Origin of the sequence: Thermincola ferriacetica, from assembly GCF_001263415.1 — a bacterium.
Taxonomy (GTDB): domain Bacteria; phylum Bacillota; class Thermincolia; order Thermincolales; family Thermincolaceae; genus Thermincola; species Thermincola ferriacetica.
This window is the reverse complement of sequence record NZ_LGTE01000001.1, coordinates 256,298-275,451: the sequence shown is the minus strand read 5'-3', so window position 1 is coordinate 275,451 and position 19,154 is coordinate 256,298. Positions and strand designations below refer to the sequence as shown.

General features: G+C 47.0%; 23 protein-coding genes and 1 riboswitch. Of the genes, 2 read left to right on the top strand and 21 right to left on the bottom strand.

Annotated elements, in window-relative coordinates:
- Positions 1-8 precede the first annotated feature (8 nt).
- The 7 genes from Tfer_RS01355 to Tfer_RS01330 all read right to left on the bottom strand — a co-directional run bounded on the left by Tfer_RS01355 (position 9) and on the right by Tfer_RS01330 (position 5,418).
- Positions 9-230, bottom strand: a complete 222-nt coding sequence (locus Tfer_RS01355) for a FeoA family protein (protein ID WP_013120202.1) — start codon at positions 228-230, stop codon at positions 9-11.
- Between the two features lie 155 nt (positions 231-385).
- Positions 386-544 carry an aspartyl-phosphate phosphatase Spo0E family protein gene (locus Tfer_RS15790; RefSeq protein ID WP_013120201.1) on the bottom strand — a complete coding sequence of 53 codons (159 nt, stop codon included), beginning with the start codon at positions 542-544 and terminating at the stop codon, positions 386-388.
- A gap of 147 nt (positions 545-691) precedes the next feature.
- Positions 692-2,107, bottom strand: coding sequence for a VWA domain-containing protein (locus tag Tfer_RS01350; protein WP_052216549.1), 1,416 nt, complete (start codon positions 2,105-2,107; stop codon positions 692-694).
- A 42-nt stretch (positions 2,108-2,149) separates the two neighbouring features.
- Positions 2,150-3,013 (bottom strand): AAA family ATPase, encoded by an 864-nt coding sequence (locus Tfer_RS01345; RefSeq protein WP_052216548.1) that lies wholly within the window; start codon positions 3,011-3,013, stop codon positions 2,150-2,152.
- Positions 3,014-3,087: 74 nt separating this feature from the next.
- Complete coding sequence (locus tag Tfer_RS01340; protein WP_052216547.1) at positions 3,088-3,384, bottom strand: hypothetical protein; 297 nt, start codon at positions 3,382-3,384, stop codon at positions 3,088-3,090.
- A gap of 83 nt (positions 3,385-3,467) precedes the next feature.
- Positions 3,468-4,922, bottom strand: coding sequence for an IMP dehydrogenase (guaB, locus tag Tfer_RS01335; protein WP_052216546.1), 1,455 nt, complete (start codon positions 4,920-4,922; stop codon positions 3,468-3,470).
- A 103-nt stretch (positions 4,923-5,025) separates the two neighbouring features.
- On the bottom strand, positions 5,026-5,418 hold the full coding sequence (locus tag Tfer_RS01330) for an FxsA family protein (protein WP_052216545.1): 393 nt from the start codon (positions 5,416-5,418) through the stop codon (positions 5,026-5,028).
- Positions 5,419-5,507: 89 nt separating this feature from the next.
- On the opposite strand from Tfer_RS01330, the gene Tfer_RS01325 reads away from it, so the two are divergent.
- Positions 5,508-5,708, top strand: coding sequence for a hypothetical protein (locus Tfer_RS01325; RefSeq protein WP_052216544.1), 201 nt, complete (start codon positions 5,508-5,510; stop codon positions 5,706-5,708).
- On the opposite strand, the gene Tfer_RS01320 is transcribed toward Tfer_RS01325, so the two are convergent.
- The 11 genes from Tfer_RS01320 to cobU form a co-directional block, all read right to left on the bottom strand.
- The gene (locus Tfer_RS01320) at positions 5,705-5,929 is read right to left on the bottom strand and encodes a helix-turn-helix domain-containing protein (protein WP_052216543.1); all 225 of its coding nucleotides are present in this window, start codon (positions 5,927-5,929) and stop codon (positions 5,705-5,707) included. The two genes, Tfer_RS01325 and Tfer_RS01320, sit on opposite strands and share 4 nt — an antisense overlap.
- Before the next feature lie 148 nt (positions 5,930-6,077).
- A complete protein-coding gene (ade, locus tag Tfer_RS01315; RefSeq protein ID WP_052216542.1) occupies positions 6,078-7,778 on the bottom strand; it encodes an adenine deaminase in 1,701 nt (566 codons plus the stop codon).
- Positions 7,779-7,795: 17 nt separating this feature from the next.
- Complete coding sequence (locus Tfer_RS01310) at positions 7,796-8,083, bottom strand: YkvA family protein (RefSeq protein WP_052216541.1); 288 nt, start codon at positions 8,081-8,083, stop codon at positions 7,796-7,798.
- A 50-nt stretch (positions 8,084-8,133) separates the two neighbouring features.
- A complete protein-coding gene (gene cobC, locus Tfer_RS01305) occupies positions 8,134-8,751 on the bottom strand; it encodes an alpha-ribazole phosphatase (RefSeq protein WP_052216540.1) in 618 nt (205 codons plus the stop codon).
- A 104-nt stretch (positions 8,752-8,855) separates the two neighbouring features.
- Positions 8,856-9,947: a threonine-phosphate decarboxylase CobD gene (gene cobD, locus Tfer_RS01300; RefSeq protein WP_052216539.1), complete on the bottom strand. Its 1,092-nt coding sequence runs from the start codon at positions 9,945-9,947 to the stop codon at positions 8,856-8,858.
- Complete coding sequence (locus Tfer_RS01295; RefSeq protein WP_052216538.1) at positions 9,884-10,840, bottom strand: GHMP family kinase ATP-binding protein; 957 nt, start codon at positions 10,838-10,840, stop codon at positions 9,884-9,886. Before Tfer_RS01295 ends, cobD begins: the two co-directional genes overlap by 64 nt.
- A gap of 29 nt (positions 10,841-10,869) precedes the next feature.
- Complete coding sequence (locus Tfer_RS01290) at positions 10,870-11,463, bottom strand: cob(I)yrinic acid a,c-diamide adenosyltransferase (RefSeq protein WP_052216537.1); 594 nt, start codon at positions 11,461-11,463, stop codon at positions 10,870-10,872.
- Entirely contained in the window at positions 11,460-12,854 is a 1,395-nt protein-coding gene (locus Tfer_RS01285; RefSeq protein ID WP_052216536.1) for a cobyrinic acid a,c-diamide synthase CobB, read from the bottom strand. Before Tfer_RS01285 ends, Tfer_RS01290 begins: the two co-directional genes overlap by 4 nt.
- The gene (cbiB, locus tag Tfer_RS01280; RefSeq protein ID WP_052216535.1) at positions 12,851-13,834 is read right to left on the bottom strand and encodes an adenosylcobinamide-phosphate synthase CbiB; all 984 of its coding nucleotides are present in this window, start codon (positions 13,832-13,834) and stop codon (positions 12,851-12,853) included. The genes Tfer_RS01285 and cbiB overlap by 4 nt, the downstream gene beginning before the upstream one ends.
- Positions 13,835-13,839: 5 nt before the next feature.
- Complete coding sequence (locus Tfer_RS01275) at positions 13,840-15,378, bottom strand: cobyric acid synthase (RefSeq protein ID WP_013120185.1); 1,539 nt, start codon at positions 15,376-15,378, stop codon at positions 13,840-13,842.
- 1 nt (position 15,379) lies between these two features.
- Positions 15,380-15,988, bottom strand: coding sequence for a bifunctional adenosylcobinamide kinase/adenosylcobinamide-phosphate guanylyltransferase (gene cobU, locus Tfer_RS01270; protein ID WP_052216534.1), 609 nt, complete (start codon positions 15,986-15,988; stop codon positions 15,380-15,382).
- A 103-nt stretch (positions 15,989-16,091) separates the two neighbouring features.
- Positions 16,092-16,269: riboswitch (cobalamin riboswitch) on the bottom strand.
- A 164-nt stretch (positions 16,270-16,433) separates the two neighbouring features.
- Between cobU and Tfer_RS01260 the strand changes: the two genes are divergently transcribed.
- Positions 16,434-16,958, top strand: coding sequence for an HDIG domain-containing metalloprotein (locus Tfer_RS01260; protein ID WP_160315507.1), 525 nt, complete (start codon positions 16,434-16,436; stop codon positions 16,956-16,958).
- Positions 16,959-17,058: 100 nt separating this feature from the next.
- Here the strand turns inward: Tfer_RS01260 and Tfer_RS16435 are convergent, their stop codons facing one another.
- The 3 genes from Tfer_RS16435 to hypE all read right to left on the bottom strand — a co-directional run bounded on the left by Tfer_RS16435 (position 17,059) and on the right by hypE (position 19,154).
- Positions 17,059-17,220: a hypothetical protein gene (locus Tfer_RS16435; RefSeq protein ID WP_160315506.1), complete on the bottom strand. Its 162-nt coding sequence runs from the start codon at positions 17,218-17,220 to the stop codon at positions 17,059-17,061.
- Positions 17,221-17,711: 491 nt separating this feature from the next.
- Positions 17,712-18,116, bottom strand: a complete 405-nt coding sequence (locus tag Tfer_RS01255; RefSeq protein WP_013120182.1) for a DUF3842 family protein — start codon at positions 18,114-18,116, stop codon at positions 17,712-17,714.
- 27 nt (positions 18,117-18,143) lie between these two features.
- Entirely contained in the window at positions 18,144-19,154 is a 1,011-nt protein-coding gene (gene hypE / locus Tfer_RS01250; protein ID WP_052216532.1) for a hydrogenase expression/formation protein HypE, read from the bottom strand.

The window sequence follows — 19,154 nt, the reverse complement described above, 5'->3', positions numbered from 1 at the left end:
CGTATATTTTAGCTGACCAGTTCTACATCGATGTTCCGAGCTAATTTCCTGCCGATAGCAATTTCCTGGTTCTTTTTGCTGACTACAACAGGGCCGGCGGGAATTACCTCTTCACACCTCACAATTTCTCCTTCCGCGATACCAAACCTGATGGCTTGCGCCCTGACCAGAGCATCTTTAATGAATTTAATTTTAATGGTTTGCCCTTTTTTGCACATATCCAGATTCATAGCAGCCGCCTCCCATAGGTTGTGATTGATAATCATTCTCAATGGAGATGCAAAAAATAAAATCCATTGATATTGATTCTCAATTACAAATATATATCATGATTCTACTGTTGTCAATAAGCTACAACCATCGGGAAAGCAGATTTAATACTTTTTTAACAATTAGCCTTCATATACTCAACTATAAGGTTGTCTATTCTGCAGCTACACGCGTAAACTTCAGGGTCAGAAAAGCTGAAGTTTTTTATGGCCGCAAGTAATGCCAGTTTATCCTGCAACCTTTTTATCTCTGTTTCCAGGCGTATTTTATCCATGGCCTGTTCCCTCCTGCCGGTTAAATCTCCTGTAGCCGGTCACGTTTAACTCATTTTTGTTATATTCTATTGGATTCAAAACCTTGCTATAACCGAAAAGATTCCTGTTTACTGTCGAATTTTGTTTTCCAAGTATCTTACCAGCGGCTACAGTATTTTCCTGGCAATCCTACTTAGCTGCTCCAGATTTCTACATTCCAAGACCCTTTTGCAAAAAGGAGCATAGGTTTTCATAATGCTGTCTTCGGAATCCCAGACCTCTGCCCGTTCAGGGTTTAACCAAATGATAGTTTTCACCCGGTCTTTTAACTTTTGTAGATATTCTGACTGATGAGGCCGGTAATTGTTGCGGCTGTCGCCAATAATCAGTAAAGTCACCTTTCTGTTAAGCTGTTCGCTATAATTTTCATACAGCTCCCGGAAAACCTCTCCGTAATCCGAAAAACCCGTTTTTGAAAATTTCAGGCTATTATACATTTCCTTTATCGCTTCGTTTATTTCCCTGTTTTGAAAACATGCGGTAGCTTCAGCGATAGTATCAACAAAAACAAAGGACCGTACGTGCAAAAACCGGCTCTGGATAGAGTACATCAACTGCAGCATAAATTCACTGAACCGTTTGACAGAGCCTGATACGTCACAAAGTACCCAAAACTCGGGCCTGGCAGGAACTGTATCCCGATAGGCGGGCTTAATCGGCACTCCACCGGTGGACATTGATTTGCGAATAGTCCTCTGCAGAGCTACAGTTCCCTTTTTGGCAGCTTTTTTCCGGAATTTTGCCCTGCTGGCTAACTGATGGCCCAAGCGGGAGATTTTTTTGTGCATTTCCTCAACCTGGTTTTCACTCAATAGAAAAAAATCTAATGTATTCAGGTTTTCCCTTTCCAACACAACTGTTAACGCCTTTTCGCCAAAACGAGCGATAAGTTTTTCCTCCAGAGCCTGCCTGAGTTCTTCCTCCAATTCGGTCAGCCGGGCCTGCCATACCCACCACAAATCTCCGCCCGCTTTCTCAGCTTCTTTCTCCAACTGATTTATGCCCATGTTCCACTCAAGATAAACTTTGACCTTTCTCACCAACTCATCAATATCAATAATGCTTTCCTGTTGCAAGTCACATAGGCTTTTAAGCCCTTTATCTATGTATGCCCGGTACAGACTATGGTCGCCAAGCCTAATCAGATGGACAAAAACATCTTTATAACTCCCGCTGTCACCCGCTCCCTGCCCTGTTCCGGCATGGGTAAAGAAGTTTTCTGCAAAATTTTCGGTAGCCATTAATTCCCTGCGCTGGCGGGCAATTTCGCCATAACCGCGATGAGCGCCGGCTTCGTTTTCAGGCAGCATCAGTAATCGCTCAAAAAAGATGGCAAAAAGCTTGTCAAAGGTCCTAGAAAAGGCATGGTCCTTGACAAGGGTAGATTTTAACGTTTGATAAAAAACCGGCTTGCTCAGTCCCGTTAACCTTAACCCTTTCAGGCAATCATTTACTTCTGAAACAGAAACCTTTATCCCAGCTTTCCGCAGCAATCTGCAAAAATATAAAATTTGCTCCTCCATGCCAACCTTCCCCAAACAGCATCCTTGTACGCTAAAATTTTTTTAACCAAGGAGACCGAAAATACGATCCTGTATCTTTTCCACATCCTGTTGGTACTTGATTAACAAATTAATTGTATTTTCCACTGTTCTGGCGTCCAGATTTTTAACGCCCATCAAGATCATGGTTCTGGCCCAGTCTAGGGTTTCGCTGATGCTGGGAGCTTTTTTCAAAGGGATTTTGCGCAGGGCCTGGACAAAATGTACTATTTCTTTGGCGAGGTCCTGAGAAATGCCTGGCACTTTAAGGCGGACTATGGCCAGTTCCCTTTCAAAGGAGGGGTAATCGATATAAACATGTATGCAGCGGCGTTTCAGGGCATCACTGAAATCCCTGTAGTTATTGCTGGTGAGAACAACAATAGGTATTGACCGGGCTTTTATCGTTCCCATCTCCGGAATGGAAACCTGATAATCAGACAGGACTTCCAGAAGAAAGCTTTCAAATTCCTCGTCGCTCTTATCCAACTCGTCAATTAACAGGACAACGGTTTTCGGCGCCTGGATGGCTTTTAACAGCGGCCGTGGCAGGCAAAATTCCTCGGAAAAAATGCTCTTTTTCGTATCTTCCCATGACCTGTCCGTCAGGTGATTCGCTTGTATTCTAAGCAGTTGCTTCTGGTAGTTCCATTCAAAAAGGGCCTTTGATTCATCCAATCCCTCATAACATTGTAACCGAATCAAATCAGTTTGCAAGGCAGACGCAACTGCCTTGGCCAGTTCAGTCTTGCCAACACCGGCCGGCCCTTCTACCAGCAACGGCTTATTTAATTGAACGGCCAGAAAAACCGATGTGGCCAGTTTTTCATCAACAAGGTAATTTACTTCAGATAGGCGTTCCATCACATCATTAACTGTTTTAAACATGGTAAGTTTACCTCACTTAGGCAAGTTCTCACTAAAAACCCACTAACACAAAGTTAGTGGGGTATTATTAAAATTTATGAAAGCTTGGAAGGATCAAAAATCGAAGTATACAGGTTCCAATCGCAATCCTGGTCACCGTCCAGCCAGTGCATGAGATACTCCAATTTTTCCCTGCTCGGGCGGTACATATCAAAAATCAGCCCCACATTATGATAACTAACCAGATTATATAGAACCTCCGTAACCAATTCGTCGCTTGTTTCCACATTGTCAGCAATCATTTCATAAGCCCACTGGGAAACTTCTTCCGTGGATATATGGCCGGATAGGTAATCCTCCAACACTTTCTTGATAGTTTCTCTGGTGATCAATTTGAACCAAAACCCCCTCACCAAAACTGAAGTTCAGTACTATTATAACATTTACCAGGATGACATGCCAATTAATTGCGCAGTTACAAACTATAGTTAGGCGCTTCTTTCGTAATTTGCACGTCATGGGGATGACTTTCCTTGAGACCGGCCGTGGTAATACGCATAAATTTGGTATTTTTACGAAGAGCCTCAATGTTGGGAGTACCGCAGTAACCCATTCCTGCACGCAAACCGCCTATCAATTGGTAAACCGTTTCCGAAAGAGGCCCCTTATAGGGAACGCGCCCTTCAATGCCTTCCGGCACCAGTTTTTTCTCGTCTTCTTGGAAATACCTGTCCTTACTGCCGGCCTTCATGGCGCCTAAAGAGCCCATGCCCCGGTAAACCTTAAAGCTTCTACCCTGGTAAATTTCAATATCTCCCGGGCTTTCCTCCGTTCCGGCAAAGAGACTGCCAATCATAACCACATTGGCGCCGGCGGCAATGGCTTTCACAATATCTCCTGAATACTTAATACCACCGTCAGCAATGATAGGTATACCGTGCTTTTCAGCTTCTTCCGCGCAGTCCATGATAGCGGTGATCTGGGGTACACCAATGCCGGCGACCACCCTGGTGGTGCATATAGAACCGGGACCAATACCTACCTTGATACAGTCCGCTCCGGCCTTTATCAAGTCCACTGTGGCCTCGGCCGTGGCCACGTTGCCGGCAATGACATCCACATCAGGGTATTTCTTTTTAATCATGTATACGGCATCCAGTACGCCCCGGGAATGGCCGTGAGCGGTATCGACGGTTATTACATCTACTTTGGCATCCACCAGTGCGCTGACTCTGTCCATCATATCTTTGGTAACACCTACAGCCGCGCCAACGACCAGCCTGCCTTTGTGGTCTTTTGCCGAATTGGGATAACGGCGAGCTTTTTCTATATCTTTAATGGTAATTAAACCTTTAAGGTTAAAGTTTTCATCCACAATAGGAAGTTTTTCCACTTTATGTTTCTGCAGGATGGCTTTAGCCTCTTCCAGGGTAGTCCCTACAGGAGCAGTGATAAGGTTTTCCCTGGTCATTACTTCACCAATGGGCCGGTCATAATTTTCCACAAAACGTAAATCCCGGTTAGTGAGAATACCTACCAGTTTATTATTAACCGTAATGGGCACGCCGGAAATTCTATACCTTTCCATGAGGCTTAAGGCTTCCCTGATGGAGTTTTCCGGTGAAAGATAGATAGGATCGGTTATAACCCCGTGTTCAGACCTTTTCACCCTGTCCACTTCCAGAGCCTGCTGGTCGATGGACATGTTTTTATGAATGATACCTATACCGCCTTCCCGGGCAATAGCAATAGCCAGCCTGGATTCAGTAACCGTATCCATCCCGGCGCTCATTAACGGGATATTGAGTTTGATTTTTTTTGTCAGGTATGTAGAGGTATCAACATCCTTGGGCAGTACTTCCGACTTGGCCGGAATTAACAGGACATCGTCAAAGGTTAAACCTTCTTTTACTATTCTTTCTTCCCTCATTGCCGTTCCCCTTTCCCCTAGTCTATAAATTTAATATTTGATTATTATATCACAAATTGGTAATTACTTCTACAGCCAAAAAAACTTTTTTCGACAAAAATAGTTATCTCCACATATAAAACCGGATTTGTCCGTTATCAATCCATTTTCTGATTTTTTTCTTTAAAAATTCCCTGACCATCTTGCGGGTGGGAGGAAGTAGAAAAAGAAATCCGGTAATGTCTGTCAGTAAGCCCGGTGTAATCAGCAATATACCGCCTACCAGGACCAACAGGCCGTCCAATAGATGATTGCCAGGTACCTGGCCATATTCCAGTTCCCTGCGAATGGCCCGGATAACCTGCAGTCCTTCCCTTTTGGCCAGGAAAGCCCCAATCAAACCTGTACCGAAAATGAGGGCAAAGGTAACTCCGATACCCGTTATGCGGCTTAGTTCGATGTAAATTAGTATTTCCAGTACCGGGACAGTTATAAATAAAAGAAACAACCGTGACATTCTTTTCCTCCGGAGACAGTTTTAAAGTATAAATATTAATGAACAATCGAGGGCACACTATCGAAAAAACAATGGGAGCGTCGAATTTTATGAAAAATATCGGTGAGCAAGAAAACAATAAAATTCCCTGCAACTACTCCTTTTTCTTCTATGAACATCCCGTTTATTCCTCCAATATGATTTATGGAATTGAACGGGATATACCGGAAGAACCGGAAGAAGAAAAGACTGCGGCAGACGAGCCAATAGAAAGTTGGGGTTGGGTCAATAATGTGGACAAAGACTTTTAGTCTTGTCCAATTGTTGAACCCAGCCCCTTTCGTTCAAATTGATTTCTCAGATAATAAATTGTTTTTTCCGTAACCCCGAATTCCTCGGCCATTTCTATGTCCGATTTGTTTTGGGCCAATCCGTCTATGAAACTATCAAAATCAATCCCGACCTCATCGGTCATCTCTATGAGACTTGGCCCTGCGCTCCAAGGCACCCTACTGCGAATAAATTCTTCCATCGTAAATAAATCTCCCTTCTGCCTTATTTACCAGTTATTTTAACCAAATAACCCGGTTATAATAACTGCATCAGCATATAGGGAGAAAAAAAACAATAATCCGCACTTATAGTTTACCAAAAACACTATGTCGATAATTGTCGGGGTTTTACTTGCCGAATAGGGAAACTATATCAAATTGTCGTACATCGACGATACCCTTGTCCGTTATTTTCAGTTCCGGAATTACTGGCAGCGCCATAAAAGAAAGAGTCATAAAGGGCGCATCCAAATGGCAGCCAAGGTTAGCCGCTTCCCTATTTAAATTTTGCTGTCTGGCGGCAACTTCTTCCACCCTCAAATCTGACATAAGCCCTGCAATTGGTAATGGTAATTCCGCTTTGATCTGGCCGTTATGCACTACCACCTGTCCTCCGCCCATGTCAGCAACCCTGGTAATGGCTGTATAAATATCCTCATCATTACATCCTACAACAATGATATTGTGGCTGTCGTGGGCAACACTGCCGGCCAGGGCGCCTTCTTTAAGACCAAATCCCTGAACCAGTCCTACCCCGACATGGCCGGTTCCTTTATGGCGTTCCACGACACAAATTTTCAGAATGTCCCTGCTGACATCCGGAACAATCTCGCCCTTGTCAACCTTGACCGCCAGGATACGTTTTTCTGTAAAAATCTGTCCCGGTACCACCCCTATAACTTTAGCAATACCTCCTGCTGCCTTTATTTTTAACCGGTGTTTATCCAGATTTACAGGTAGTCGATTAAAGGTGGTCATACTCATTTGTACGGGTTCCATGGTTTTACCTTGCTGGGCTACCAGCTTCCCGTTTTTGTAAACTTTGTCCACCTTAAACTCTACCAGGTCCTCAAAAACTACCAGGTCAGCTTTATAACCCGGCGCAACGGCGCCATGACCTGCCAGTCCGAAATACCGGGCAGGGTTAATGGTTACCAGCGAGATGGCTGTAACCGGGTCTAATCCTTTGCGTACTGCTTTTTTCAACAGGTAGTTCAGATGACCCCTGCTCAAAATTTCGTTGGGTGGCAGGTCGTCGGTGACAAACATACAATAACGGGCTGTCCAGTTGTTCACCAGCGGCAGCAGTTGTTCCATGTTTTTGGCGGTTGAACCCAGCCTAATCATAATATGCATGCCGCGGGCCAGTTTTTCCCTGGCCTCTTCCAGTGTAGTACATTCGTGGTCAGACCTTATGCCCATACCGGCATAAGCGTTTAACTGTTTCCCTGAAACTCCGGGGGCATGGCCGTCTATCACACGTCCGGCAGCGGCCCGTAATTTTTTTAACACCTCCGGTTCACCCGAAATAACTCCCGGATAGTTCATCATTTCCCCCAGACCCAGTACTCTGGTGTTGTTTAAAAGCGGCTTCATTTCATCAGCCGTAAGCTCAGCGCCTGAGGTTTCCAGGTAAGTGGCCGGCACACATGAGGGCAGCATAACGTAAATATCAATGAGGGATTTTTTGCCTGATTCAATCATAAATTTTATTCCCTCTATGCCCATGACATTGGCAATTTCATGGGGGTCGGTTACCACTGCTGTTGTTCCAAAAGGAAGTACCGCCCTGGCAAATTCGGCAGGTGGCAACATAGAACTTTCGATATGTATATGGCCGTCAATTAACCCCGGTGCCACGTATCGGCCGCCCAGGTCTATGATTTCGCGGGCTTCATAATCACCGGCGCCGACAACCAGGCCGTCATAAAAGGCTATTGATGTTTTTTCAATGTTTCCGGTAAAAACGTTGACCTGCCGGCAGTTTTTCAGAAGCATGTCCGCTTCTTTTTCGCCCCGGGCAACCTTTAAAAAAGCCTGTCTGCGCATGTCTTGTCCCCTCTTGCTTATTTTTGCCAGTATTCACGAATTATGTAATCAGGCACACTGGCTATGAACCTTTCCAGCATAAGAAACAACACCGTTAAGTCGTCAAGCTGACCAAAAAAAGGCACAAAGTCGTTAATAAAGTCCACCGGCAAGAAAAAATAAACCAACGGACCACCGACAAAAAGCGCTTTTTTCCACCACTCCACCCTTTTATCCCATATCAGATGCCAGACCAGTGGCGCCGATTTGGGGATGTTGAGTAAAATTTTTAGGCGCCGCGTGACAGAGGAGTCTAACCACGGCATAATAACACCTCCTGTATCATTTTACGCCGGCCACGATAAAATGATACTCTTTAAAACAGGTGGCTGGTATCGTTTAAAGCGCATAAAATAGCCCGTTTTTCCGGGAAAACTTCTATTATATTCAGACATACATTATCCTGTTTTAACTTCCAGTAATCGTTAAAATCCATACCTAAAATTCCGGCAATGATGGTGCGGTTAGTACCACCGTGAGCCACTATAACAATGTTCTCCCCGGCATGCTTTTCCACCAGTTGCCAGAACATGCCGTTGGTCCGGTTAACCACCTCTTCCAGACATTCGCCGCCGGGAATTTTTGTTTGCCACGGGTTTTTCCGCCAGTTCAGCATCACCTCTTCGTAGGCTGCGACTATTTCGACGTAAGTCAACCCCTCCCAACAGCCAAAATTGGTTTCCCGGAATTCCCGTAAGGTAATAACCTGCTTATTATGGTGTCTGGCAATAGCCGCTGCCGTTTCCCGGGCCCTCGACAAATCGCTGGAATAAACAGCATCAATTTTTTCCTTAGCCAGCCTGAGACCGATTTTTTCGGCTTGTTTTTTTCCTTCGTCGTTTAAAGGCACATCTTTATGTCCCTGGTATTTTAAAGATTTATTCCAATTGGTCTCACCGTGCCTGACCAGATAAATCCTTACCATATCGTCCATAAGCAATTTCCTTTCCCGTCCTGATAAACATACCCTCGCAATGTTTCGACAAATATATATTCTCTGTATCTGCCACCCTGTCCTGCCTGAAGTATGGAATGACATTACAAATTTACCGTTTCCGGCAAGGCCTGTAGCAGCATGTTGTTATCATCCCTTTTTCTAACCGCTACCCTGATATACCCGCAACCGAGATTCTTATAACTGCTGCAATCCCGGACCAGAATACCTTTTTTGCCCATCATTTCAGTAATTTCTGTAGATGTCCGGCCTGTTTTGCTTACATCCACAAAGACGTAATTGGCCGATGGAGGATAAGGATGCAGTCCCGCTATTTTTTTTAGTTGTTCATACAGGTATAGTTTTTCCTTCTGCACCATATTTACAGTATCCTGCATGTATTTTTCATCCTTCAGCGAGGCAACACCTGCTATCTGGGCCAAAACATTTACATTCCAGGGGTCTTTATGGGACATCATTTTACTGACCAGGGACCTATTGCCCAAACCGGCGCCCAGTCGCAGGCCCGGCAGGGCATGAAACTTGGTCAGAGAATACAAAATAAAAAGGTTTTCATACCTCTTTATCAGGTCCATCACGGAATATAAAGTTTTTTCGGCCAGAAAATCAATAAAGGCTTCATCAACGATAACCCAGACATTTTTCTTGCGGGCTTCCCTGATAATATATTCCAGTTCTGCCCGTCCAGTAAGCTGGCCGGTGGGGTTATTGGGGTTGCAGATAAAAACTGCGTCCACATTTTTCAATGTGTTCACCACCTGGTCCACATTTAAAAGAAAATTCTCTTCCCTGTTTAACGGAAGAGACTTTATTTGACAGCCTGCCGATATGGCGGCTGCTTCATATTCGCCGAAGGTGGGCGCCGGAATCAAAACTGCCTGGGGCTTCAGTACGTGCATTAATATAAATATCAGTTCCACTGCCCCGTTGCCCATTATGATGTTCTCTAATGGGAGTCTGATATATTCTGCCAACGCCCGTCTTAATTCCAAACAATCCGGGTCCGGGTAATGGGCAACCCGGTCCAAACTGTTCCGGATAGCCTCCAGGGCCTTGGTGCTGGGACCAAGAGGGTTGATATTAGCGCTGAAATCGATTAAATCACTGATGGCTATTCCATACTTTTCTGCTGCTGCTCGCAGGTTTCCTCCATGCATATGTGGTAGGGTTGCCATAAGCCTTCTCCTTCCCTTTCGACCCAAATTTCGGCGCCGCCTTGAATAACCCGGACCGGTCCCATAACCTGAACGTCAAAGAGGGACAAAACTGTGTTTTTCAGTTTTTCCCAATCAACGCTGTTCCTTCGTTCAAAAAGCATCCCGATAACCGTCCCGCTATGAGCCACATTTACGCCCACGCCGCCGAAATCGGTACACACTTTATGCAGTTCCGCCAGGAGCGGCTTTTCCAGTATCTTTTGATTGGCATAGGCGCTGGTAGTGGCGCATGCACCGACCATTTTCAGGTCGCCCTGGGCCAGAGCCCATTCCAGTTGTTCTAAAGCCTGCATAACGGTCCGTTCGTTGATGCGGTTGAGAAACTTCAGGTTTAACCGGGCATTAAATTCATTGGTATCCACTATACCGCCCGGGTCTATGATTAAAATGTCCAAATCAGGGACTCCTGCCATTGGTCTGCATATTTTACCCCGTAAATGATCAAAAGCCACTATGCCGGGAAACATCAACCCATCGGTAGGCTCTACCGACAAAGCAATCCGGGCTATCTCGCCGGCAGGCACTTTTTTGCCCAGGGCCTGGGCCACTGCCACACAGGCAGCCGTAATATCAGCGGTACTGCTGGCCATTCCCTTTCCTGCAGGCAAATCAGATGTAATATGTACATAACCGCCTATGCCGTCGGCTTCCACCGAGGAAAGCAATTTTCTGACAGCGGCGGCTGTTTTTTCGCGGCCTGCCGGAAGGATAAGTTCATCCATGTCCGGAGATAACTCGACAACAGCCGTTGAATACATGTTTATAGGACATGTGACAAGGAAATTGACTCCGTTCCACAATCCTTGAATCAGCTCACCGCACGTACCGGGAGCCCTGGCCATATATTTCATAGTCTTCCTCCTAAGAGCGATACATTTTTCTAGTATTCTATACCGCGGCGGCTCGTAACACCCTTGTTGATTGGGTGTTTGATTGCTTTCATTTCTGTAACCAAATCAGCAGCATCAATAATTTTCTCCGGAATCCCGCGGCCAGTGAGCACTAATTCCATATGAGCAGGCTTTTTTTCAATGAGTTCCAGGACCTGATCTTCGGAGACCAGGTTGTACCTTAAGGCATTCCCAATTTCGTCCAGAATGAGCAGGTGGCATTCCTCTTTCTGCATGACCTCCCAAGTAAACTGCAGAGCCTTTTGGGCCAGTTCCCGGTCTTCGCGGGAAGGTCCACGGCTTTTTATGAAACATTCACCGCAGCCGCGGCATTTTTCCATACCCTGACGGATTAAAGCGCTATATTTGCAGCCGATGCCAAACTGGTATATTTGCACGTAGGGAAACAGTTTGGCACAGGTGGATAATTCCCCGGCATAACTGCTCCCTTTTAAAAACTGAATTATACAAACCTTATAACCATGGCCGACGGCGCGGAATGCAAGTCCGAGCGCTGCTGTAGTTTTACCTTTTCCGTTACCTGCGTAAACCTGAACGAGACCCAGTTCATTATTATCTGTCATACACTATTCCCTCCTGCCAGCCGGCATTTTTCCAAAAAACTTTTCGCTGCTTCGGTGTTGGTAGCAAAATGAACATGAATATAACTGGCTAAAATATTCCCATCGGCATACCCCGATAGCACCTGTTCCCCAGAGCGGTTGCGAATTACCCGATAGGCAGGTTTTTCCATGTGTTTTTCACAATCTAATTCGGAATAATGAAATTCGTGCCCTTTTAACGTTGTTCCTGCCGGCCCCAGGAGATTGTCCGCAGCACAATAGGCTGTAACGTACCCGAGGCTAACCAGCTTGGGTTTCATTACGCTGATGCCGGGAACTAAGCCCACCAGGGGGTAATGCACCCCTTCAGCAGTGGTGATACCATCCGACAGATACATAAAACCGCCGCACTCAGCATATACAGGTTTTCCGGATAGGCCGAATTCCTTGATTTCTTTTAACATATTTTTGTTGTCTGCCAGTTCTTCCAGGTAAATTTCCGGATAACCGCCGCCTATATACAGGCCATGCAGGTCAGCAGGCAGTCTTTCATCACGCATCGGGCTGAAAGGTATCAATTCAGCGCCCAGATGGCTTAAGATATCCAGGCTGTCCTGGTAGTAGAATGAAAAGGCTTCGTCCCTGGCAATACCGAGGCGCACTCTTGTTTTGCCCGAAATTTCAGGAAAGAGACGTGGTTTCTCCGGCAGTTGCAGTTCAGGAGCTGACCCGGCAACAGTAAGCAATTTTTCCAGGTCAATGTCCTGTTCTATTATATCCACCAGACAATCTATTTTTTCCGGCAGTTGTCGCCCTTCTCCCGTGGGAATTAGCCCCAGGTGCCTGGAAGGAAGTTCCAGTAGTTCGTTTTTCCTGATAGCCCCAACAATAGGGACCCGGCAGTATTTTTCGATAGCTTCGGAAACCAGTCCTAGGTGCCGGTCGCTACCCACCCGGTTCAGGATAACACCGGCAATATTTAAGGCCGGATCAAATTTTTGAAATCCCAATACGACTGCGGCAGCGCTCCGGGCCGTCGAACGGACATCAACTACCAGGAGTACCGGGGTATTGGTAAGTTTCGCTATCTGGGCCGAACTTCCGGCATCGTCAATACCACTGGCCCCGTCGAACAACCCCATGACCCCTTCGATTACATTGATACCGCCCTGCTGCGCCGTGCGGCAGAACAATTCATAGACCTTGTCTTGGCTGAGCATCCAGCAGTCCAGGTTCCGCCCCGGGTTTCCCGTTGCCACCGCATGGTAACTGGGGTCTATATAATCGGGCCCAACTTTAAAAGGGTTTACTTTATAGCCTTTTTTCTTTAACAGGCCCATAATGGCTGTTGTAATTGTGGTTTTGCCGGAGCCGCTATGGGTTCCGGCAATGAGTATTCTTGGTGCTTTCATAACAGGTTTCCTTTCGCGAATGTGTGAATGATTTGCTCCATTAGAAAATAAACGGCAGAACCTATTACCAGAGCCAGGAATGACCCGATAATGATCATTTCCAGAGCTTCCAGTATTTTTCTGGGTTCTAAAGGATAAAGAGGGTCGCCCATATAGGCGCGGAAGGATTTTTCTCCCCCATATACATTAAAACCTCCCAGCCTGATGCCCAGCGCCCCGCTGATGACTGATTCCGGAATACCCCCGTTAGGGCTGGGGTGACTGGCGGCATCGCGGTGCATGATATAAAAGGCTTTTTTGGCGTTGCGTCTGGTCAGGAATGCTACCGCTATCAGAAGGTAGCCACTGATGCGCGCCGGAATATAGTTAACCAGGTCATCCAGCTTGGCCGAGACCCAACCGAAATTGATGTATTTTTCGTTTTTATATCCCACCATGGAGTCCAGGGTGTTAATCGCTTTATACGCAAGGGCCAGGGGGGCCCCCCCCAGGAAGGCGTAGAAAAGCGGTGATAGAATACCGTCCACAAAATTTTCGGCCACACTTTCCACAGCGGCTCTGGTTACTTCCGCTTCGTCCATGTTCTGGGTGTCCCGGCTCACCAGCCAGCCCACCATCTCCCTGGCTTTGGGCATGTTTTTGCTGACCAACTCGTCAAAAACTTGCCTGGCTACTTTATACAAAGTCTTGACGGACAAGCAGCTAAAGATCAGGAAGACCTGCACCGGCGCTGCCAGAAAGGGATGAAGGGAACGGGCAGCCCATAAGACCAGTTCTGTTATACCATAGGTTCCTCCTACAATAAAGAGGGTAAGCAAAAAACCTGCCCTTTTATCCCCCAAGACCGGAGATACCCAGCGCCGCAAAATAGCTTCCGCTTTGTCTATAGTTTTGCCGATAATGACCACCGGATGAGGGATGATAGTAGGGTCACCAAAGATTAAGTCCAGGAGATAGGCCACCCAAATCTGCAGTACCATCGCAATTAAGCCTCCAGGCCCATAATCTTGTAAATAAGGTCTATGTTCATACTGGCCCGTACCACATCGGCCAGTTTGTTAAAATCACGCTCACGCTGTTCCTTTACTGTAAGAACTTCATCTTCCACCAATGGTTCCCAGCCTTTTTCCTCTCTGATCAGGTTTATTACATGCCTGCGAAATGCGTCATTGTCAAAAATCCCGTGGATATAGGTGCCGAAAACCCGTCCGTCTTCGCTGACTGCTCCGTCCAACACATTGGTTTCCCGTGTGGAGCGTTCAAATATGCGGAAAGCCGGCAGGATACCTTCCCCTATAGTAGACCTGCCCATGTGGATTTCGTATCCAGTTACTTTTTGACCGGTCAAACCCTCCATGAAACAGCCGTGGCCCAAAACTTCAGCCTGGACTTGAGTGGTGATTTTCTCCGGTTCAAATACTGTCACCATATTCAGCAAGCCAAGGCCCTTCAGTGATTCAATTTCCGACTCGGTATGTAGCGGGTCATGAAGTTCTTTGCCCAGGATCTGAAAACCGCCGCAAATTCCGATGACCGGCTTGCCTTTTTTCCTGGACTCGATTATTTTCTGGGCTAATCCCGTTTTTTCCAGAAATACCAGGTCCTGAATAGTGTTCTTGCTGCCGGGAATAATAACCAGGTCCGGATCACCGAATTTATCGGCCTTGCCCACGTAACGCAAGTGCACGTCAGGTTCGTCCTCCAAAGGGTCAAAATCGGTAAAATTGGAGATATGGGGAAGCTGAATAACCACAACGTCTATCTTATTCGGCAATTCTTTTAAACCGGCCTCCAGAGTATCTTCCGGTATTGTGTCTTCTTCTTGGACACGGAACCCTGTAAAGTAGGGAACTATTCCCACAACGGGTATCCCTGTTTTCTTTTCCAGGAAATCAACAGCCGGTTGGAACAGTTTTACGTCCCCTCTGAACTTATTTATCACTATTCCCGCTACCCTTTTGCGGTCATCAGGATCCAGCAGCTCCAGGGTGCCGACTACGGAAGCCAGAGCTCCGCCTTTATCAATGTCGGCTACCAGCAACACAGGACAGTCGGCCATACGGGCAATCCTCATGTTGACTATTTCTGTGTCCTGCAGGTTGACTTCCGCCGGGCTGCCGGCCCCCTCTATAACAATGATGTCAAACTGCTCCTTCAGTTTATTTAAGGATTCTTCAATGACTCCCAGCGCTGTCATGTTGTAGGACCGGTGGTATTCCTGGGCCGACATGTTACCCACAGGTTTGCCTAAAACGATGACCTGCGAGGTGGCCTGCCCGGTAGGTTTCAAGAGGACAGGGTTCATGAGCACACTGGGCTCCAGCCCGGCAGCCTCGGCCTGGACTACCTGGGCCCGTCCCATTTCGCCTCCGTCTTTGGTCACGTATGAGTTAAGAGCCATGTTTTGTGATTTGAAGGGAGCAACTTTGTAACCATCCTGTAAAAATATCCGACATAAAGCTGCCACCAACACGCTTTTACCAACGTGGGAACCTGTTCCCTGAAACATAATACATTTAGCCATATCAATCTACTCTCCCAATCTCATTTAATATTTTTTTGCCCATTTCTTTTATTTCCACCGGTATCCCGGCAATCACCAGATATACCCGGTCTGCTGCTCCAGCCATAATCTGGTTGGCCCTGCCTACAATTTCCTGGTATTTGCGGGATAACCTGTCGGCAGGTATCAATCCCAAACCAGATTCGTTGGAAACTACTACCAGCGTTGTACCTGTCTCCCTGGCAGCGGCAACAATTTCAGATATCTGCCGGAGCATTCTTTCCTCTTCTGCTTTAAATTCTTCCTCATGTTCCGGCAGTTCCTGCCGGAACATGAGATTGACTAATAAGAAGGTCAGACAGTCAAGCAAAATCACATTTCCAGGCTTCCCTTCGCGCCGGACGGCATCTGCTACGTTAAAGGGTTCTTCTACATTTAGCCATGATGCCGGACGCCTTGCACGGTGGATTTTCACGCGCATTTCCATTTCCGGGTCCTTTACCAGCGCTGTAGCTATGTAAACGACCGGTTTGCCTAATCCGGCAACCAGGGCTTCAGCAAACTGGCTTTTCCCGCTTCTGGTACCGCCCGTTACAAGTATGATCTCTCCCTGCGCTTCATTTTTTGTCATATCGTTCCTCCAAAAAAATTAATCCTCAATAAGCATGAGGATTAAGTCCGCTAATACAGGCAAAAAGCCCGCCAATATCGAACCCAATCCCTTTCTCGCGAAGGTATTGTGTTCACCTCCAGTCGGGTATCCTGGCTCCCGGATCTTCAGAGTTCCTTGCGCCTTCCCTATTTGCGCAAAATAAGTGGCATATGCAAGGGCCCTCCCCGGTTACAGTGGCGGAGACCGCTCAGGATTGTCACCTGATTCCCCGGAAAATTTCTGAAGGCAACCTTGTTAAAATTGTTATTATTATTTTTTTATTCTACAAAATGCAAGCAATTCCTTCTTCAAAAATTTTTTTGAAAAAACAATATGATTGCCGCCTATGGCCTTTAATGCTATACTCATTCTGTATAGCCTATGGCCTTTAATGCTATATTCATTCTGGATAGAGGATGTGAAAATGATGTGGCGCAGAATAAGGCAATTTGTTGCAGCATGTAAGGCAGAAATTACCCCTGCTGATGAAGCTTTTACATCAGATTTTCTTAATCCTGTGGAAAAGTCCCTTTTTGACCGGCTTGATGCTGTAACGGCTTCACACAGTATTAACACAGCCAGAACAGTTCTGCGCTTGGCTCAGTCTTATAACCTTTCTGCCACCGAAAAGCAACATGCAGTTAAAGGCGCCCTGCTGCATGACATAGGTAAAAGCCTGGTCAAAATAACCAAGTTCTATAAAGTTTTTTATGTTTTGCTGGGCAGGTTTTTATTTATCGGCACATGGAAACCTCCGCATACCATAGCCGGAGTTAATAAATTTCTCTATACCATGTATGTGGCCAAAAACCATGCCAAATTAGGCGCAGACCTGGCCGAAAAGGCAGGGTTGGATAGCAGGCTGGTCCGACTTATCCTGTATCACCACGCTGAAAACAGTACCGACCCAATTATCAATATTATCAGAGAAGCCGATGAACTGAACTAGTCTCCTTCAAGTAACCTATACCCCAGTTTATTTTGTGCTGCAAAACCTTGCCAGGTGGTTCTCAAACCGCTATGGAGGCCAAGCAACCGTTGCTTCAAGGTTACGGGCGGAGACAGTGTAAACTCCGTTCGGTTGAAATCACTGAACCCGGCCGAATCGTCATCCTGACTTGCGGCCGGGTTTCCGGCGTCCGTGCCGGAAACAGTGATTTCAAGCCCTCACTGTCGTTAACACTGTCTACCCACCCTTCACCAAGTCGCAACTTATTGTTTGACCTCCATAGCGGTATCTTCTTTTATCCTTAAAGCGATGGTTGTTTCACCATGCAAGGCCTACTTGCAACGAGGAGGGGTGGGGTTCTCGGGCTACCGTTAAGGAGCGACTGCGCCCGCAAAACCGCAGCCAGGCGGGCAGGGAGTTCCCGCATGTTTGAAGATGGCGAAGGCCGCCGGGAAGTCATGCACTCAAGTTAAGTTGAGTGGCTGGACGGGAGGCGGCCTGGCTTTCGAGAAATGCAACTTGAGCCATCGAGTTCGGGAACACTGCCTGCCTGGCCAGGGTTTGCAGCATAAAGCTCCTTGGTTGCGGAGAACCCCACCCACCTCTCCATAAAACTAACGGACTTAAAATTTAAGCTGCACGAAAGGTAAACCTGCAAAACACCCAACCATACCTTCCTACTGATTTCAGCCAGTTAAACACCGGTCAACGTTACTTGACGGGGAACTGGGTTAAGTAAGAAGGTTGTTCCGATCACCGGTTTTTTAACCTGGCCATTAGCCGGTCTAGCAGGTGGGGTAAAGGACCTTCTTCGGCGCCGACCACTTCTATGCCCGCTCTGTTAACAGGCAGCAGCAGCTTGGGGGCAGGACTCGATGCTATTGCCTCAGCCATGCGCGGAGTCAGCTCTCCCAGCATGGAATTGGCTACAATTATGGAAATGGTCCCGATAATTAAATCTACTTTGTTGGCGTTACAAACAATAGCGTTTTCTCCCGAAGCGCCTTCGTTAGCCCCTGCTTTTAGCATTGCCGAGGTAGCCATGGCATTGGTTCCCAGGGCAATTATTTCTGTTTCTTCCGGAAGCTCTTTGCGTAAGCGTTCCACTATATATTTCCCGAATCCGCCGCCTTGCCCGTCGATGACGGCTATCCTCATGGTGATTCACCTTCCCCGGGCCGGAGATCAGCAAATTCTCGGTAACTGCTCCCCAACCAACATATCAACAATCCTCCTGCCGCCAACGGCTGTTTTTAGCACTACCTTTCCCGGATGGTCGCTGACAACTTCGCCGATAATGGCGGCATTTTCTCCGTATTTTTCACCTTGCATGACTGCCAGTATATCTTCAGCTTTTTCTGCCGGCACAATCGCCAGCAATTTACCTTCGTTGGCCACATAAAGGGGGTCAAACCCCAAAAACTCACAGGCCGCCATAACCTCGTCACGAATGGGCAGTTCTTTTTCATGCAGTACTATACCTACACTGCTTTGCCCGGCAATCTCGTTTAGGGTTGTGGCCACGCCGCCCCTTGTCGGGTCCCGGAGAACCCTGATATCTCTTGTTACTTCCAGCATCTTGGCCACCAGCTTATTCAGCGGGGCACAATCGCTGGCAATCCCGGACTGAAAACTTAGACCCTGCCGCTCCGCCATTACGGCCATACCGTGGTCGCCGATAAACCCGTTGATAATAACCTTGTCCCCCGGTTTGGCGTTATGTCCCGAAATATGGATGCCTTCTTCCACGATACCAATACCGGCCGTGTTAATAAAGAGCTTATCGGCAGAGCCTTTTTCCACCACTTTTGTGTCGCCGGTGACTATGTCAACGCCGGCTTCTCTGGCCGCTGCCTGCATGGAGGCCACTATTTTTTTCAGAATGTCCATTTCCAGGCCTTCTTCTATAATAAAACCTACGCTTAAATAAAGGGGCTGGGCGCCACCCATGGCTAGGTCGTTGACAGTCCCGCAAACGGCCAGTTTGCCGATATCTCCCCCCGCAAAGAAAATGGGGTTGACCACAAAGGAATCAGTGCTGAATGCCAGCCTTGTCCCCGGAACTGATACTTCCGCCCGGTCATCAAGTCGGTTCAGGGCTTTATTTCCAAAGGCCGGTAGAAAAACTTCCCGCACCAGATCATGGGATAATTTGCCGCCGCTGCCATGGGCCAGCAGCACCTTATCATATTTCAA